Consider the following 15,955-nt stretch of genomic DNA (forward strand, 5'->3'; position numbering starts at 1 on the left):
CGAGCCCCGAAAAACATGTTGATCAAGCAGAGCGACTACCAGCGGATATACCGCGTCATCAACAGCCTGCTGATCAACGAGAACGCCGATCCATCCACCGCCGCCATGTATTTTTCCACCTTCGGGGCCTTCATCCTGAAGCAGCATTTTGGCGTGAGCGCCACGCCGAAGGGCGGGCTTGCGGCCTATAATCTCGGGGGCACTGTTGTGCTGTTTGCCGATCACCGCGAGGATGGGTTCGTGACCGGCGCCGGTGAGAACTTTCACTGCTGGGTGGAGGCCGACGGCTGGGCCATCGACTTCATGGCGCCGGCCTTTTCGGAACGGGCCGCAGGTTTGGCCGTGCCGTCAAAGATGTTCCAGAAGCCGCTCGCCACCATGGCCGGCTCCATCAACGATTTGAGCCAATCGGGCGATTTCTTCTACCAGTCGGAGCCGCAGGCGACGGCCGCCCGATTTGCCACCTGGCGCAACCAGGCGATGATCGGCGATCTCGCAACCGTTGCCGCACAATGGTTCCGCAAGTCGCCGAAGCAGATGCAGGCGGCGCTTTCCGTGAGTGACCGGAGTGGGGCGAAGCGGAGCATTCCTCTGGTGGGGAATGGGTTGTCCGGGAGCTGGTGAGGTTTGGGCGGCGGGAGTAATAAGGGCCCTCTCTGCCCTGCCGGGCATCTCCCCCACAAGGGGGGAGAATCGCAGAACTGGAACGGTGTTCCGCTCACATTGGCTGTCGGTACGCGAACATCACATATGAAATGTAGGGCTCTGCAATCAACCGCTCTGCGGTCTCCCCCCTTGTGGGGGAGATGGCGGCAGCCAGAGAGGGCCTTACTTCATAGCCCCAAAGCCCACTCTCAGAACTCGACGATCCTGCCGCCTTCGATCGTCACGCGGCGGTCCATGCGCGACGCGAGGTCGTGGTTGTGGGTGGCGATGAGGGCGGCAAGGCCGGATTGGCGCACCAGCGCTTCCAGCGCATCAAAGACGTAGGATGCGGTTTCCGGATCGAGATTACCGGTGGGCTCGTCGGCCAGAAGCAGAAGCGGTGCGTTGGCAACGGCGCGGGCGATGGCCACGCGCTGCTGTTCGCCGCCCGACAGTTCCGAGGGGCGGTGCGTGCCGCGATGGCCGATGCGCATGTAATCGAGAAGCTGGGCTGCCCGTTCCTGCGCATCCTTTTTGGACAGGCCACCGATCAGTTGCGGCATCATGATGTTTTCAAGCGCTGAAAACTCCGGCAGCAGGTGGTGGAACTGGTAGACGAAGCCGATATCGCCGCGGCGGATGGCCGTGCGGCGCTCATCCGGCAGATTGCCGCAGCTTTCACCATTGATAAAAATTTCGCCGGCATCGGGATGTTCGAGCAGGCCGGCCAGATGCAGAAGCGTCGACTTGCCGGTGCCTGACGGCGCGACCAGCGCGACGATCTCGCCGGCGCGCAGCTCGAAATCCGCCCCCTTCAGGATCGACAGCACGGTATCGCCCTGACCATAATGACGGTCGACGCCGGAGAGCTTCAGAACTGTTTTGCGTGCCATGGATTTAAACGGGATCCTATTCGTAACGCAGCGCCTGCACCGGATCGAGCCGGGAGGCCCGCCATGCGGGGAAGATGGTCGCGATGAACGACAGGACAAGGGCCATGATGACGACGGTGACGGTTTCGCTGAGACTCATTTCGGCCGGCAGCTGGCTGAGGAAATAAAGCTCCGGGTCAAACAGCACGGTGCCGGAGACCCAGGAGAAGAACTGCCGGATCGATTCGATGTTGAGGCAGACGAGTACGCCGAGTGCCACGCCGGCAAAGGTGCCGACAATGCCGATGGCGGCCCCTGTCATGAAGAAGATGCGCATGATGGCACCCGCTGTCGCCCCCATGGTGCGCAGGATGGCAATATCGCTGCCCTTGTCCTTCACCAGCATGATGAGGCCGGAGATAATGTTGAGGGCGGCGACCAGCACGATCAGCGTCAGGATCATGAACATCACGTTGCGCTCCACCTGAAGGGCGGAGAAAAAGGTCTGGTTGCGCTGGCGCCAGTCGGTGATGAAGATCTGGCGACCGGCCGCCTCCTCCACCTTCGGGCGCATCTCATCCACCGATTCCGGATGGGTGAGGAACAGCTCAATGGACTGCACGAGGCCATCGGCGTTGAAATAGGCCTGCGCTTCGGCAAGCGGCATGTAGACGATGGAGGAATCATATTCCGACATGCCGATCTCGAAAATGCCTGAAATGACATAGGATTTGACGCGGGGGCTGACGCCCATCGGCGTGACATCGCCTTCCGGCGAGACCAGCGTGATGCGGTCTCCGGCGGCAAGGCCAAGCGAGGCTGCCATGCGCGAACCAACGAGCACACCATCGCCGGTAGCAAAACCGGTGAGATCGCCCGAGCGGATATTGGTGGAGACTTCCTTCAGCTTTTCCAGATCCTCGGCGCGGATGCCGCGCACCAGAGCGCCGGAGCCGGCGCCCTGCTTGCCCGATGCGAGCGCCTGGCCTTCGACCAAGGGCAGCGCCATGGTGACGCCGGGAATGGCGGAGAAGCGCTTGGCAAGATCGGCGTAATCATTCAACGGCTGGTCAATCGGCTGGACGATCATGTGGCCGTTGATGCCGAGGATGCGCGAGATCAGCTCGGTGCGAAAGCCGTTCATCACGGCCATGACGATGATGAGGGTGGCGACCCCCAGCATGATGCCGACAAAAGAAAAGCCGGCAATGACCGAGATGAACGCTTCCTTGCGGCGCGAGCGCAGATAGCGCCAGGCCACCATGCGCTCGAAGGCCGAGAAGGGCCCGGCGGAAGGAATGACTTCCGCCTGCTGTTCCGTTCCGGTCACCTTTGCGGCCTTGGCCATTGTCGCTCCTGTCGCTCCCGCCTCAGGCGGTGTTGTCGTCCTGGCCTCAGGCCGCCGTCAGGCGGTTGAGGGCTGCTTCGACGGTCATCGTCTCGCGCTGGCCGGTCTTGCGATCCTTGACCTCCACCTCGCCGGTGGCGGCCGAACGCGGACCGACGATCAGCTGCACCGGCACGCCGATGAGGTCGGCCGTTGCGAATTTTGTTCCGGCACGATCATCCGTATCGTCGTAGAGCACATCTTTTCCAGCCTTGCCGAGACCGGCATAGAGGCCGCCGCATATGCGGTCACAGTCTCCGTTGCCCGGTTTCATATTGATAACTACAACATCGAATGGCGCGACCGAGGCCGGCCAAATGATTCCGTTCTCGTCATGCGAGGCTTCGATGATGGCGGGAACAAGGCGCGTCGGGCCAATGCCATAAGATCCCATGTGGACAAGGTGTTCCTTGCCATCCGGTCCCTGCACCTTTGCGCCCATCGGCTCGGAATATTTGGTTCCGAAATAGAAGATATGGCCGACTTCGATACCACGGGCAGAAATCCGAGCCGCGTCTGGTATCGCGTTATACGTTGCTTCATCGTGCATTTCTGATGTTGCGGCATATTCAGATGTCCAATCGTCGAAGATTTCTTGCAGTTCGCCGACGTCATCAAAATCGGTGTTTTGACTAGGCACTTCCCGATTAAGGAAACTCCGATGGCAGAACACTTCGGATTCACCGGTGTCAGCTAGAATGATGAACTCGTGGCTGTGGTTGCCGCCAATCGGGCCGGTATCGGCGCGCATGGGGATGGCGCGCAGACCAAGCCGGTCGAAGGTGCGGAGGTAGGCGGCGAACATCTTGTTGTAGGAGTGGATCGCGCCTTCCTTGGTCAGGTCGAAGGAATAGGCGTCCTTCATCAGGAATTCGCGCGAGCGCATGGTGCCGAAGCGCGGACGGATCTCGTCGCGGAATTTCAGCTGGATATGGTAGAGGTTGAGCGGCAGGTTCTTGTAGGATTTGACCGACGAACGGAAGATATCGGTGATCATCTCCTCGTTGGTGGGGCCATAGAGCATGGGGCGCTCCTGGCGGTCCTTGATGCGCAGCATTTCCTTGCCGTAATCGTCATAACGGCCGCTTTCCTGCCAAAGCTCGGCCGATTGCAGCGTCGGCATGGACAGCTCGATGGCGCCGGCGCGGTTCTGTTCCTCGCGCACGATGGCGTTGACCTTGTCGAGAACCCGCTTGCCGAGCGGCAGCCACGAATAGATGCCCTGGCTCTGCTGGCGGATCATGCCCGCACGCAGCATCAGGCGGTGCGAGACGATTTCCGCTTCCTTGGGATTTTCCTTCAGGATCGGCATGAAATAGCGGGATAGACGCATCACGGGTTCCAGGGCTGAGGCCGTTCCTGTGGGGTGAGGAATCGACGCATGAATGGCTGACAATGGGCTGGCTTCATAGCGGTTTCGAAGCTCCAAGGGAACCCGCATCCGCAGATGGTACACGCGCCATCCCACCGCTTCGCCAGGGAACGCCACCCGGATTGCGCCGTGATTGTGACAAGAGGGGATTTTTTTCCGTCAACAGAATAATTTTAGCGAAGTGTAGCAAAACTGCCAATTTTGAGGGTGACAAAGCCCAAACGTTAAGCTAGTTTCGGCTCATAAAAGAGGCAGGGAGTTCAAATTTCTGCCATTCGCGGTCAAGTCTTGGGAGGATCAGATCTTAGGCGCGCACGCACGCTGCCCCGGCAACGGTTAAGGATCACGCGACATTTAAAACAAGGCTGCAAAGCCTTGTTTTTTTTTGTTTATCACAGACCCAACCAAGCGATTGATCGGTCTTTGAAGGCGTCAAGTGCGGCCGAAATCGGGCACGATGCGCGGCAGCGAATTCATCGAGAATCCGTAGTAATTGGACAGTACGAACCAGGCGCCATAGATGAGCGCCGAAGCGACGGTGGTCATCAGAACCACCCGCCCGCCGCGAAATTTCGCCGGCGCACTTTCAACGGTTCCCAGCACCACCTCCTGCTCATCACCTTGCGTCCGCAAGCCGATCGGCAGGATGAGAAACAGCGTGATCCACCAGATCACGAAATAGACGGCGAAGGCCGATAAAAACTGCATTTTTGAAAATCTCCTGCCCGCTGATCTCTAGCACGAGGCAGAGAGGTCGCGAAAGGGCGCATGGCCGGACGCGGTGTCACACCTGCGTCAGTCCCTGGTGTCGATCACACCTCTTCCAGTTCCACCAGCGTGCCCAGAAAATCCTTGGGGTGGAGGAAGAGGACCGGTTTGCCATGGGCGCCGATTTTTGGCGTTCCATCGCCGAGCACGCGGGCGCCGGAGGCGACCAGTTGATCGCGAGCAGCCAGAATATCGGCGACTTCGTAGCAGATGTGATGCATGCCGCCCGCGGGGTTCTTGGCGAGGAAGGCTGCGATGGCAGATTGTTCGCCAAGCGGTTCCAGCAGTTCCACCTTGGTATTCTCAAGTTCGACGAAAACGACGGTGACGCCATGCTCCGGCAGTGCCTGCGCCTGCGAGACGCGCGCGCCGAGCACGTCGCGATAGACAGTGGTGGCGGCGGCCAGATCCGGGACGGCGATGGCGATGTGATTGACGCGGCCGAGCATGGTGTTTTCTCCCTGGAATCCGTTGGTTTAGGCGTCGGAGTGCAGCCAGCCCCTACTCTGCCAAACTTCCCCGCCCTTACAAGGTCAAGTCAATCGATAGGAAGAAAGGCCCCTCCCAAACCCTCCCCACAAGGGGGAGGGCTTAACCCGGCCGCACCCTCTGATGCGGGAACGGGGATGCGGGAACGGGACGCTTGCCGCGCTTTTTCTCCCCCCTTGTGGGGGGCCCGAAGGACGGGGCGAGACCCGTGGCTCGACCCCGGTTGGCCCGGCAGGGCAGAGAGGGTCTTTTTTCAAATGCGATAGCCCCCACACGGGAGAAATCAGACGGGGTAACGCCCTCACCTATCCCATCGGCGACGAAATCAGACCTTTGAAACGAACACCGTTACGATCGGCTTCTTGCCCCAGGCGATATTGGCCGTGGAGCGGATGGCGCGGCGGACGGCTTCCTTCAGCGTGGCCAGATCCTTGCGGCGGCTGCGCGGAATGCTTTCGACGGCACCCAGCACGGCATCATAGAGCGTATCGGCCATGTCCTCGCCCTCGTCATCGAATTCCGGCAGGCCAAAAGGTTCGACATCGGGATCGGCGAGGAAATCATACTTGGCGTCGAGCAGGATATTGACCGAGACATGGCCAACATAGGCCAGTTTCTTGCGGTCGGATATTCCCATTTCGTCGATATCGCCGATGAGCTTGCCATCCTTGAAGACGCGGCCGTGCGGCACGTCATCGATGACCTGAACCGGGCCGGGGGCAAGCCGCAGCAGGTTGCCGTTGCGCACCTTCGGCACGGTCTTGATGCCGGCCGACAGCGCAAGTTCGGTCTGCGCCGTCAGATGCGCTGCCTCGCCATGGACGGGCACGAGAACTTCCGGGCGAACCCAGTCATACATCTGCAAAAGCTCGTTGCGGCGGGGATGGCCCGACACGTGCACGAGGCCCTGTTGGTCGGTGACGATCTTGACGCCCTGCTCGATGAGGCCGTTCATGATTTCGAGGATCGGCTTTTCGTTGCCGGGAATGGCGCGCGAGGAAAACACCACCGTATCGCCGGCGGTCAGCGCCACATGGCGCATCTCGTCGCGGGAGATCTTGGCAAGCGCTGCACGCGCCTCGCCCTGGCTGCCGGTGAGGATGATGACGACCTTGTCGCGCGGGATATAACCGTACTCGTCTTCGGCGATGAAGGGTTTGAGGCCTTCCATGATGCCGATATCGCGGGCAACGCCGACGACGCGCTTCAGTGACGAGCCGAGCAGCAGCACTTCGCGGCCGGCCGCTTCCGCAGCTTGGGCAATCGACCGGATACGCCCGACATTGGACGAGAAGGTGGTGATCGCGACGCGGCCTTCGGCGCCCTCGATGATCTGGCGCAGGCCTTCCGAGACTTCCTGCTCCGACGGCGACACACCTTCCCGCATGGCGTTGGTACTGTCGCACATCATGGCGAGCACACCCTCTTCGCCCACGGCGCGGAAACGCGCTTCGTCGGTGAGCGGCCCGAGCGACGGATCGGCATCGATCTTCCAGTCACCGGTATGGACGATATTGCCGAGCGGCGTGCGGATGACCAGCGACATCGGCTCGGGGATCGAGTGGTTGACGCCGATCGCCTCCACCTCGAACGGGCCGATCTTGATGCGGTCTCCGGCATTAAACAGCGTGATCGGGATTTCCGCGCGCGAGCCTTCATAGTTACGCTTGGATTCCAGCATGCCGGCGGTAAAGCGCGAGGCAAAAACCGGCACGTTGAGGCCCGGCCACAGATCATTCAGCGCGCCATAATGATCTTCATGGGCGTGGGTGATGATGATGCCCTTCAGCCGGTCGCGCTGCTTTTCGAGAAAGCGGATATCGGGCAGCACGAGATCGACGCCCGGAAGATCGAGCCCCGCGAAGGTGACACCGCAGTCGACCATGATCCACTGGCGCTGGGAGGCTGGCCCATAGCCATAGAGTGCGAGATTCATGCCGATCTCGCCAACTCCGCCCAACGGCAGAAAAACCAGTTCGTCCTGTTTGGCCATTCACATACTCATTTCGAATTCAAAGGAAAAAGACATCGCCGGCCGCAATGGGCATCATGGCGTTTCCAGTATCGAGTATCAGAAGTCCTCGATCATCGATACCGGCAAAACGCCCCTCGATGGAGCGATCCGGCAGATTGACGCGGATCGGTTCCCCGATACCACAGGCGACACTGCGCCAGCGGGCGGTAACATCGGCCACGGCCCGGCCCTCGTCCCAGAGGTTCAGAACCTCCGTCATCTCCCGGTAGAGATGGGAGAACAATTCCTCCGGCGAGATATCGCAGCCCTGCTCCTGCAGCGAGGTGACGCCATAGGGGCCGTCCTCCGGGCGATGGCGCATGTTGATGCCGATGCCGGCGACCAGCGCGCGGCGGCCATCCGATAGCCCCTCGCCTTCCAGGAGAATGCCACAGGATTTTTTCCGGCCGATCAGTACATCGTTCGGCCACTTGATCTCCAGCTTTTCGGCGCTCTGCGGCAGCACCGAGCGCAGCGCGCCATGGACGGCAAGTGCCACGGCAAGCGGCAGGGAGGCCAGTTGCTCCGGCGGCGCCGGATCGATGAGGAGAAGCGATGCGTAGAGATTGCCGGTCTCAGACGTCCAGGCACGGCCGCGGCGACCACGACCGGCCGTCTGGCGCCGTGCGGTGACCCAGAGATTGCCCGGGTCACCCTGCCTGGCGCGCGCCAGGCATTCGGTATTGGTGGAGGTCACCTCGTCCAGTGCCTCGTGACGGAACGTGTCGAGGGAGTAACGGCCCCCTCGCCTTGTCGTGCTCAAAAGAACGCCCTTGCGGCAGCCGTTGCTGCACTGCCGACCGGGCCGCCGAAGAGGACATAACCGGTGACGAAGAGGCCGGAGAGGCCGAACACCAGCCGCAACTCGCCGGCCGTGCGGCCGAACTCGCCTGTCGGCGCATCGAACCACATGACCTTGATGACGCGGATGTAGTAGTAGGCACCGACGACCGAGGCGAGCACGCCGATGATGGCGAGCATATAGAGCTTGGCTTCAATGGCGGGCAGGATCACGAACCACTTTGCCCAGAAGCCCGCAAACGGCGGAATGCCGGCCAGCGAGAACATCAGCGCGGTCATGACCAGCGCCATGAACGGGTTGGTGGAGGAGAGGCCCGCGAGATCATCGATATTTTCGACAGCCCCACCATCCTTGCGGCGCATCGCCATGATGCAGGCAAACGTGCCGAGCGTCATGACCATGTAGATGAGCATATAGAGAGCAACGCCGGAAATGCCGGTTTCGGTGCCGGATGCGAGACCGACAAGCGCATACCCCATGTGACCGATGGAGGAATAAGCCATCAGTCGCTTGATGTTTCGCTGCCCGATAGCGGCAAACGAACCGAGCAGCATCGAGGCAATCGAGATGAACACGATAACCTGCTGCCAGTCATGGAAGATCGGCATGAAGGCTTCGGTCACGACGCGCACGAGAACCGCCATGGCGGCGACCTTCGGGCCGGAGGCGAAGAAGGCGGTGACCGGGGTCGGTGCGCCCTCGTACACATCCGGCGTCCACATGTGGAAGGGAACGGCCGAGATCTTGAAAGCAAGGCCGGCCAGCATGAAGACGAGGCCGAAAACGACGCCGAGCGAGCGGGTTTCAGCCGTCAGCACGGCAGCGATGTTATCGAGGCCGGTATTGCCGGTGAAGCCGTAGATCAGCGACATGCCGTAGAGCAGCATGCCCGAGGACAGCGCGCCGAGGACAAAATATTTGAGGCCCGCTTCCGTGGAACGCAGGCTATCGCGGTTGATGGCGGCAACGACATAAAGCGCCAGCGACATCAGCTCGAGGCCGAGATAGACGGCAATCAGGTCGTTGGCCGAGATCAGCAGCATCATGCCAAGCGTGGCCAGAACAAGCAGGACCGGGAATTCGAACCGATCAAGCTGTTCGGAGCGCGCATTGCCGACCGTCATCACCATGGCGGTGATGGAGCCGATCAGCGCGATCACCTTCATGAAGCGGCTGAACGGATCGAGGATAAAGACGCCGCCAAAGGCTTCGCCTTCCACGGGCACGAGAACGAGCCAGAGGCCCGCGGCAATGAGAATTGCCACGGCAAGGCCGGTGACCGTCGGCGCCGACCGGTCACCCGAGAAGACGCCGATCATCAAAAGCGCCAGCGCGCCGACCGCAAGGATCAGTTCGGGCGTCGAGATCTGCAGGCTCGCAAGCAGGATTTCAGCAGTCATGTCCAGTCGTGTCCCGTCTCAGTGCACCAGGAGTGCAAGTTTCTCGGCAGCCTGCAGGGCAGCGGAGTAGTTATTGATCAGCATGTCGACCGAAGCGGCAGTGGCATCGAAGACCGGTGCCGGATAGACGCCGAAGAAGATGGTGAGCGCGGCCAGCGGATAAAGAATGATCTTTTCGCGGGTCGACAGATCGAGCAGGCCCTTCAGGCTTTCCTTTTCGAGCGCACCGAAGATGACCCGGCGATAGAGCCAGAGCGCATAGGAGGCCGACAGGATGACGCCGGTGGCGGCAAAGAGAGCCACCCAGGTGTTGACCCGGAAGACGCCGATGATCGTCAGGAATTCGCCGACGAAACCGGAAGTGCCGGGAAGGCCGACATTGGCCATGGTGAAGATCATGAAGGCGACGGCATATTTCGGCATGTTGTTGACGAGGCCGCCATAGGCCGCGATGTCGCGGGTGTGGAGACGGTCATAGATCACGCCGACGCAGAGGAAGAGCGCACCCGACACGATGCCGTGCGACAGCATCTGGAAAATGGCACCCTGCAGACCCTGCTGGTTTGCCGCAAAGATGCCCATCGTGACGTAACCCATGTGGGCGACGGAGGAATAGGCGATCAGCTTCTTGATGTCTTCCTGCATCAGCGCCACCAGCGAGGTGTAGATGATGGCAAGAACCGAGAGGCCAAAAACGAAGGGCGCGAAATAATCAGACGCCAGCGGGAACATGGCAAGCGAGAAACGGATGAAACCGTAACCGCCGAGCTTCAGCATGACGCCGGCCAGAATGACCGAGCCTGCCGTTGGCGCCTGCACGTGCGCATCCGGAAGCCAGGTGTGGACAGGCCACATCGGCATCTTCACCGCAAACGAGGCAAAGAAGGCAAGCCATAGCCAGGTCTGCAGACCGGCGGGGAAGCCGAACTTCAACAGTTCGGTCATGTCGGTCGTGCCGGCCTGCCAGTACATGGCCATGATGGCGACCATCATCAGCACGGAGCCGAGCAGCGTATAGAGGAAGAACTTGTAGGAGGCGTAGACGCGATCCTTGCCGCCCCAGACGCCGATGATGATGAACATCGGCACGAGTGTGGCTTCAAAAAAGACGTAGAACAGAACGATATCCAGCGACACGAAGACGCCGACCATAACCACTTCCAGAAGCAGGAAGGCGATCATGTATTCCTTGAGGCGCTTCTCGATCGATTCCCAGCTTGCCAGCACGCAGAACGGCATGAGGAAGGTGGTGAGGATGACGAACAGCATGGAAATGCCGTCGACGCCGAGATGATAGGAAATGCCGGTGCCGAGCCAGGAGTGCTTTTCCACCATCTGGAAACCGGGGTTGGAATTGTCAAACCCGATCCAGATGGACAGCGAGACGACGAAGGTGAAGACGGTCGTCAGCAGCGAGACGTTCAGAATATTGCGGCGGCCGAACGGGCCGTCCTCCCGGGTGAGCAGGAGAAGCACCACACCGACGAGCGGCAGGAAGGTGACCGTGGAAAGAATAGGCCAGTCGGTCATCAGATTGAACTCCCGAGCATCATCCAGGTGACGAGGGCGGCGATACCGATCAGCATCGCGAACGCATAATGATAGAGGTAACCGGTCTGCAGGCGGACCACACCGCGGGTGATGTCCGCGACGCGTGCTGCAATGCCGTTTGGTCCGTAGGTGTCGATGACGCCGACATCGGCCTTCTTCCAGAGGAACTTGCCAAGCGCCTTGGCCGAACGCACGAAGAGGAAATCGTACAGCTCGTCGAAATACCACTTGTTCAAGAGGAACTGGTAGAGGACGCGATGGTTTTCAGCCAGGCGCTTGGGCGTGGAAGGCGACTTGATGTACATGTACCAGGCGGTGACGAAACCGGTCAGCATGGCAATGAACGGGCTCCACTTCACCCAGACAGGCACGTGGTGGAACTCTTCGAGGATCTCGTTATGCGCACCCGTAAACAGCGCGCCCTTCCAGAACTCGGCATATTCCTCGCCGAAGAAATGGCCCTCGAAGACGACGCCCGCGAATACAGCACCGATGACCAGGACGACCAGCGGCAGAAGCATGATCATCGGGCTCTCATGCACGTGATGCATGACATCCGAGGAGGCGCGCGGCTTGCCGAAGAAGGTGAGGAAGGCCAGACGCCAGGAATAGAAGCTGGTGAAGAGCGCAGCAATCACAAGCAGCGTGAAGGCAAAACCCGACAGCGCCGAATGCGAGGCGTAAGCCGATTCGATTATGACGTCCTTGGAGAAGAAGCCGGCAAAACCGAACATCGTGCCTGGGATGCCGACACCGGTCAGCGCCAGCGTGCCGATGGTCATCGCCCAGAACGTATAGGGGATGTGCTTCCGGAGACCGCCCATGTAGCGCATGTCCTGCTCGCCATCGACCGCGTGGATGACGGAGCCGGCGCCGAGGAACAGCAGAGCCTTGAAGAAGGCGTGCGTGAAGAGGTGGAAGACGGCCGCACCGTAAGCACCGACGCCGAGCGCCACGAACATGTAGCCGAGCTGCGAACAGGTGGAATAGGCGATGACGCGCTTGATGTCGTTCTGCACGAGGCCAACGGTTGCCGCAAAGAAGGCGGTGATCGCACCGATGAGGGTGACGACGAGCAGCGCGTTCGGCGACAGTTCGAAGATCGGCGACATGCGGGCGACGAGGAAGACGCCAGCGGTGACCATGGTTGCGGCATGGATGAGGGCCGAGACAGGGGTCGGGCCTTCCATCGCGTCCGGCAGCCAGGTGTGCAGCAGGAACTGCGCCGACTTGCCCATGGCGCCCATGAAGAGCAGCAGGCAGACGCCGGTGATCGCGTGGCCCTTGTCGAGCTGCATGCCAAAGAGGTTGATGACGGCCTGGCCGGCATCGGCAGCCCCTTCCGCCGGCAGGTAGATCGCGGCAGAGGCAAAGATCGTGTCGAAATTGATCGAGCCGAACAGCACGAAGACGCCGGAAATGCCAAGCACGAAACCGAAGTCACCAACGCGGTTGACGATGAAGGCCTTCATGGCGGCAGCAGAAGCCGACGGCTTCTTGAACCAGAAACCGATGAGCAGGTAGGACGCAAGGCCCACGCCTTCCCAGCCGAAGAACATCTGCGCCAGGTTGTCCGACGTGATGAGCATCAGCATGGCGAAGGTGAACAGCGACAGATAGGCAAAGAAGCGCGGCCGATGCGGATCGTGGTGCATATAGCCGATCGAATAGAGATGGACGAGCGTCGAGACCGTGTTGACGACGACGAACATGACCGCCGTCAGAGTATCAATGCGGAAGGCCCAGTCGAATTCGAGGCCGCCGGACTGCACCCAGCGCAGCACCGAGACCTTGATGACCTCATGGCCTTCGCCGCCATGGGCGAGCGCCACGTTGAAGAAGACCACCCAGGAGAGGATGGCCACAACGATCATTAGACCGCTGGTGACGTATTCCGATGCCTTGGCGCCGATCTGGCGGCCGAACAGGCCGGCAATCAGGAAGCCGATCAGGGGAAGAAAGACGATAGCCTTGTAGATCATGACCTGATCAGCCCTTCATCATATTGATGTCTTCAACCGCGATGGAGCCGCGGTTGCGGTAGAAGACCACGAGAATTGCAAGACCGATGGCAGCTTCCGCCGCAGCAACGGTCAGAATGAACAGCGCAAAGACCTGGCCGGTGATATCGTTGAGGAAGGACGAGAACGCGATCATGTTCAGGTTGACCGAGAGCAGGATGAGTTCCACCGACATCAGGATGATGATGACATTCTTCCGGTTGAGGAAGATGCCGAAGACGCCGAGCGTGAAGAGGATGGCGCTGACGGTCAGGTAGTGAGAAAGTCCGATTTCCATATTCGCTGTTCCTTGATCGCGCTCAGATGCCCTGGCCCGGCTTGACCTTGACCACCTCGACAGCCGTTGCCGGCGTGCGGGCGACCTGCTTGGAGATATCCTGGCGCTTGACGTTTTCCCGGTGACGCAGCGTCAGCACGATCGCGCCGATCATGGCGACGAGCAGCACGAGGCCGGAGACCTGGAAGAAATAGACGTAATGCGTATAGAGCACATCGCCGAGCGCTGCCGTATTGGTGCGCACCGCCGGCGACGGAATGGGCATGGTGATCGACTTTGCCGCTTCCGGGGACATGACGCTGCCGCCGATGACCAGCACCAGTTCGGCTGCGAGAATGAGCCCGATCAGCGCACCGACCGGCGCATATTGCAGGAAGCCCGAGCGCAGTTCGGCGAAATCGATGTCCAGCATCATCACGACGAAGAGGAAGAGAACCGCCACCGCGCCGATATAGACGACGAGCAGGATCATCGCGAGGAATTCAGCGCCGGTCAGCAGGAAAAGGCCTGCGGCGTTAAAGAAGACCAGGATCAGGAAGAGCACGGAATGCACCGGGTTCCTGGCCGAGATGACCATGAACGCCGACGCCACCGCGACGAAGGCGAACAGATAAAAGAAAACAGCCTGCAAACCCATAGTGGTGCCTTTTCGTCTTCCCCGGCAAGGCTCTTGTCCCCGCCGTCAAAACCCGGCGGTCGCATACCAGCCAGGTCTCATGCTTGTGGTCGATCCGGCACCTTTTTCAAGCGCCGGCAGTGTCAATCAGAACCGCGATCGGGCGATCAGCGGTAGGGTGCATCGATCGACAGGTTGCGCGCGATTTCGCGCTCCCAGCGGTCGCCATTGTTGAGCAGGCGTTCCTTGTCGAAATACAGCTCTTCGCGGGTTTCCGTCGCGAATTCGAAGTTCGGGCCTTCAACGATGGCATCCACCGGGCAGGCTTCCTGGCAGAAGCCGCAATAGATGCATTTTACCATGTCGATATCGTAACGCACCGTGCGGCGCGTGCCGTCATTGCGGCGCGGACCGGCTTCGATGGTGATCGCCTGGGCAGGACAGATCGCCTCGCACAGCTTGCAGGCGATGCAGCGTTCTTCGCCGTTGGGATAACGACGCAGCGCATGCTCGCCGCGGAAGCGCGGAGAGATCGGCCCCTTTTCGAAGGGATAGTTGATCGTGGCCTTCTGCTTGAAGAAATAGCGCATCGAGAGGAAAAACGCCCCGACGAATTCCTTCAGAAACAGCGAACTGACGGATTGTGCCAGACTTGCCATGTTAGTCTCCAATTCAGCCGGGAGGCAGCGCCCAGATCAGGCGCCGGCCGTCAGCTTCAGAACGAATGCAGTAATGATGACCATGACCAGCGAGAGCGGCAGGAAAACCTTCCAGCCGAGACGCATCAACTGGTCATAGCGATAGCGCGGAACGAAGGCCTTCACCATGGCGAACATGAAGAAGATGAAGGAGGCCTTCAGCAGGAACCAGATGATCCCCGGAACCCAGTTGAGGAACCAGACATCCACCGGCGGCAGCCAGCCCCCGAGGAAGAGAATGGTGGTCAGCGCGCACATGAGCAGGATGGCGGCATATTCGCCGAGCATCAGCATCATGTACGGGGCCGATGCATATTCCACCATGTAACCGGCAACCAGTTCCGATTCGGCTTCCGGAAGGTCGAAAGGCGGACGGTTGGTTTCGGCAAGGGCCGAGATGAAGAAGATGATGAACATCGGGAACAGAACGAGCCAATGCCAGTCGAGGAACGACGACGGCAGGCCAACCATGGTGCCGATGCCCGACTTCTGGGCGAGCACGATATCGGTGAGGTTCAGCGAACCTACGCAGAGCAGAACGGTGACGATGACGAAGCCGATCGAGACTTCATAAGACACCATCTGGGCGGCAGACCGCAGCGCGCCGAGGAACGGGTATTTCGAGTTCGATGCCCAGCCGGCCATGATGATGCCGTAGACTTCGAGCGACGAGATGGCGAACACATAGAGGATGCCGACATTGATGTTGGCGATCACCCAGTTTTCGTTGAGCGGGATGACCGCCCAGGTGGCAAGTGCAAGCGTCACCGATACGAGCGGTGCCAGCAGGAACACGCCCTTGTTGGCGCCCGACGGAATGATCGGCTCCTTGAAGACGAACTTCAGAAGGTCTGCGAACGACTGGAACAGGCCGAAGGGGCCAACCACGTTCGGGCCGCGGCGCAGCTGGACGGCAGCCCAGATCTTGCGGTCGGCCAGAAGGATATAGGCGATGAATACCAGGAGGCAGACGAGCAGCAACAGGGACTGACCGATCATCACGATCGCCGGCCAGAGATAGGTCGAGAAGAAAGAGTCCATGA

At 60.3% G+C, this 15,955-nt stretch carries 15 protein-coding genes; 1 reads left to right on the forward strand and 14 read right to left on the reverse strand.

Features of this window, described 5'->3' with window-relative positions:
- Window positions 1-15: 15 nt before the first annotated feature.
- A complete protein-coding gene (locus tag AC4CWH_RS09475; protein ID WP_491318542.1) occupies window positions 16-624 on the forward strand; it encodes a DUF2026 family protein in 609 nt (202 codons plus the stop codon).
- A gap of 230 nt (window positions 625-854) precedes the next feature.
- Here the strand turns inward: AC4CWH_RS09475 and AC4CWH_RS09480 are convergent, their stop codons facing one another.
- From AC4CWH_RS09480 to nuoH, 14 genes are all read right to left on the reverse strand, one after another.
- Complete coding sequence (locus tag AC4CWH_RS09480) at window positions 855-1,538, reverse strand: ABC transporter ATP-binding protein (RefSeq protein ID WP_491318543.1); 684 nt, start codon at window positions 1,536-1,538, stop codon at window positions 855-857.
- 16 nt (window positions 1,539-1,554) lie between these two features.
- Window positions 1,555-2,865 carry a lipoprotein-releasing ABC transporter permease subunit gene (locus tag AC4CWH_RS09485; protein WP_491318544.1) on the reverse strand — a complete coding sequence of 437 codons (1,311 nt, stop codon included), beginning with the start codon at window positions 2,863-2,865 and terminating at the stop codon, window positions 1,555-1,557.
- Between the two features lie 46 nt (window positions 2,866-2,911).
- Window positions 2,912-4,237 carry a proline--tRNA ligase gene (proS, locus tag AC4CWH_RS09490; RefSeq protein ID WP_491318545.1) on the reverse strand — a complete coding sequence of 442 codons (1,326 nt, stop codon included), beginning with the start codon at window positions 4,235-4,237 and terminating at the stop codon, window positions 2,912-2,914.
- Window positions 4,238-4,708: 471 nt separating this feature from the next.
- Window positions 4,709-4,984, reverse strand: a complete 276-nt coding sequence (locus tag AC4CWH_RS09495; protein ID WP_491318546.1) for a DUF1467 family protein — start codon at window positions 4,982-4,984, stop codon at window positions 4,709-4,711.
- A 104-nt stretch (window positions 4,985-5,088) separates the two neighbouring features.
- Window positions 5,089-5,493 carry a methylmalonyl-CoA epimerase gene (gene mce, locus AC4CWH_RS09500; RefSeq protein ID WP_491318547.1) on the reverse strand — a complete coding sequence of 135 codons (405 nt, stop codon included), beginning with the start codon at window positions 5,491-5,493 and terminating at the stop codon, window positions 5,089-5,091.
- 365 nt (window positions 5,494-5,858) lie between these two features.
- Entirely contained in the window at window positions 5,859-7,526 is a 1,668-nt protein-coding gene (locus tag AC4CWH_RS09505; RefSeq protein WP_491318548.1) for a ribonuclease J, read from the reverse strand.
- A 19-nt stretch (window positions 7,527-7,545) separates the two neighbouring features.
- The gene (locus AC4CWH_RS09510) at window positions 7,546-8,310 is read right to left on the reverse strand and encodes a biotin--[acetyl-CoA-carboxylase] ligase (protein ID WP_491318549.1); all 765 of its coding nucleotides are present in this window, start codon (window positions 8,308-8,310) and stop codon (window positions 7,546-7,548) included.
- Entirely contained in the window at window positions 8,307-9,749 is a 1,443-nt protein-coding gene (nuoN, locus tag AC4CWH_RS09515; protein ID WP_491318550.1) for an NADH-quinone oxidoreductase subunit NuoN, read from the reverse strand. Before nuoN ends, AC4CWH_RS09510 begins: the two co-directional genes overlap by 4 nt.
- Window positions 9,750-9,767: 18 nt before the next feature.
- The gene (locus tag AC4CWH_RS09520; protein ID WP_491318551.1) at window positions 9,768-11,279 is read right to left on the reverse strand and encodes an NADH-quinone oxidoreductase subunit M; all 1,512 of its coding nucleotides are present in this window, start codon (window positions 11,277-11,279) and stop codon (window positions 9,768-9,770) included.
- A complete protein-coding gene (gene nuoL / locus AC4CWH_RS09525) occupies window positions 11,279-13,282 on the reverse strand; it encodes an NADH-quinone oxidoreductase subunit L (protein ID WP_491318552.1) in 2,004 nt (667 codons plus the stop codon). The genes AC4CWH_RS09520 and nuoL overlap by 1 nt, the downstream gene beginning before the upstream one ends.
- A gap of 7 nt (window positions 13,283-13,289) precedes the next feature.
- Window positions 13,290-13,598: an NADH-quinone oxidoreductase subunit NuoK gene (nuoK, locus tag AC4CWH_RS09530; RefSeq protein ID WP_210102845.1), complete on the reverse strand. Its 309-nt coding sequence runs from the start codon at window positions 13,596-13,598 to the stop codon at window positions 13,290-13,292.
- Window positions 13,599-13,620: 22 nt separating this feature from the next.
- Window positions 13,621-14,235, reverse strand: a complete 615-nt coding sequence (locus tag AC4CWH_RS09535) for an NADH-quinone oxidoreductase subunit J (protein WP_491318553.1) — start codon at window positions 14,233-14,235, stop codon at window positions 13,621-13,623.
- Window positions 14,236-14,381: 146 nt separating this feature from the next.
- Complete coding sequence (gene nuoI, locus AC4CWH_RS09540; RefSeq protein ID WP_491281808.1) at window positions 14,382-14,873, reverse strand: NADH-quinone oxidoreductase subunit NuoI; 492 nt, start codon at window positions 14,871-14,873, stop codon at window positions 14,382-14,384.
- Window positions 14,874-14,909: 36 nt separating this feature from the next.
- On the reverse strand, window positions 14,910-15,953 hold the full coding sequence (gene nuoH / locus AC4CWH_RS09545) for an NADH-quinone oxidoreductase subunit NuoH (protein WP_491281809.1): 1,044 nt from the start codon (window positions 15,951-15,953) through the stop codon (window positions 14,910-14,912).
- Window positions 15,954-15,955 lie beyond the last annotated feature (2 nt).

It is taken from the genome of Neorhizobium sp. PAMB6716 (assembly GCF_058242805.1).